This window comes from Lacticaseibacillus pantheris DSM 15945 = JCM 12539 = NBRC 106106 (assembly GCF_001591865.1).
Classification (GTDB): Bacteria; Bacillota; Bacilli; order Lactobacillales; family Lactobacillaceae; genus Lacticaseibacillus; species Lacticaseibacillus pantheris.
Genome location: NZ_BCVS01000177.1, coordinates 1 through 1,828 on the forward strand (window position 1 = coordinate 1; position 1,828 = coordinate 1,828).

Genomic DNA, 1,828 nt, shown 5'->3' on the forward strand with positions numbered 1-1,828 from the left:
AATTTGTTGGAACAGAATCTGATTTACCCGCAAGGTGGCTCATCGAGTGCTGCCTTGTTTTAATATCACATTTAAATGATTTCGCCTTCCCACGCACCAGTTTCCGGATCAACTTTCCCGACAAATGGGTGGAGCTGGTCATATTCCATAACGGAAATAGGTTCGCTGTGGTCGGTTATGTCGACACCATCGATTTGTACCTCCCCGAATCCTTCGACGATGATGGTGGCCCCGATGTAGTCATCGTCGTAGATGCCAGAACGAGTCTCGTAAGTATCCCCTTTGTTAATCCAACAGCGCTTGGTATTTGGGTCATTTGGATTAGCCCACGCCGTAAACCCTTCGAATGGTTTGAGTGCTCGAAATGTCTGCCGTTGCCGCTTAGTCATTGTATCTTCTCCTTTGGCGTGTGCCGACTGACCTGTACGTAGAATTGGTATTTGATGTTGCACCGTTGCTCATAGGTTCTCGGGGCAATACTCCCGAGACGCGTTTGAATCCGGTCTTCGTTGTAGTATTTAAGCCAGTCATCAATAGTGGTCATTAGCGCACTCGCGTCGACACATTCTTTAGCTGGAACCATTTCTGCCTTTAGTTTGTTAAATACAGTTTCACAGGCCGCGTTGTCCAGACATGTGGAGCGATGCGACATGCTTTGCCGAATCTTCCCTTTACGCAGTAAACGAACCCACGCGTGGTGCTGATATTGCCACCCTTGGTCGGTGTGTAGCGTAATCTGATATCCGGTAGATGGCAGATGCGCCACTAACCGTTCTAGCGGCGCCGTACTGAACTCTAGTGTCGGCCGCGTCGAGAGTTCCCACTCCAGGATTCGGGTGCTGTAGAGGTCCTTGATAACCTCCAAATAGACCTTATCACCATTGTGGGCTTGTAATTCCGTGACATCGCAAACCAGCTTTTGTAACGGCCGGTCAGCGCTGAAACGCCGATTCAACTTGTTCTTGGCTTTCTTACCCGAGGGCCCCTTGGAGGAGTCATACTTGCGCGTCCGTTTGCCATACTTTTGACAGTGCATATCCATCTCAACCATAAGCCGCTGGATCCGTTTGTGATTCGGCGCTTGACGGCCCTCTGACACGTACATCGCCCGAACTTCCGGTGTCACCCGCAGGATGCCGTAATTGCCGTTATGGGCGTTGAAAACCAACGAGATGCGGGCCTTGATCTCTTCATCAGGGTCGGGCTGGCTCAGCCGCTGCTGCCAGTACTGAAAAACTGACATGCTAATGGGTAATGCCTGGATTAAATCAACTAGTTTGTACTTGGCCCTGAGTGCGATGATGACCTCGCTGATTTGTCTTTTTGTTGCTTTCTCAAGGCTGCCAATTTTTTTAAGGCGTCGTTCTGTATCCGCAACGATAAGTTCTCTTTTTCCAGGCGTTTCAGCCGTTGTTGTACACTCTCTTGATTGATCACGTTTCACTCCCTGCCGTAACGCGAGAAGCGCTGATTTGCCTTCACTGAAGTAGATTCGTTCCCAATTAGTAATGCTTGCGTACGAAGGATAGGCAAAGTGCGCACACGTCTCAGTGATTGATGCATTATGACTTTGCTTCCACTCTACTAGACTGGCACGAAAATCACCAGTAACTTTCGGTGATGCCATCAAGCCCTGTATGCCATGCTTTTCATAGACGGCAACGAGAATACGAAAGCGGAAATTGGCAATTCCAAACTGCTTGGCGACGCGATTCTTGGAGCTGTTGCCAGTAAGATAACATTTAACCGCCTGAATACAAGTATCCATTGAAATCTTGGTCATCAAAATACCCCCAAAGTTTAGTTCCAACTTTTGGGGTACACGTCA

Annotated in this window: 2 protein-coding genes; both read right to left on the bottom strand. The window is 48.7% G+C overall.

Annotated elements, in window-relative coordinates; genetic code table 11:
• Positions 1 to 71: 71 nt before the first annotated feature.
• Entirely contained in the window at positions 72 to 389 is a 318-nt protein-coding gene (locus LPA02S_RS11300; RefSeq protein ID WP_056956070.1) for a hypothetical protein, read from the bottom strand.
• The gene (locus LPA02S_RS11305; protein WP_225355008.1) at positions 386 to 1,783 is read right to left on the bottom strand and encodes an IS3 family transposase; all 1,398 of its coding nucleotides are present in this window, start codon (positions 1,781 to 1,783) and stop codon (positions 386 to 388) included. Before LPA02S_RS11305 ends, LPA02S_RS11300 begins: the two co-directional genes overlap by 4 nt.
• Positions 1,784 to 1,828: the final 45 nt, after the last annotated feature.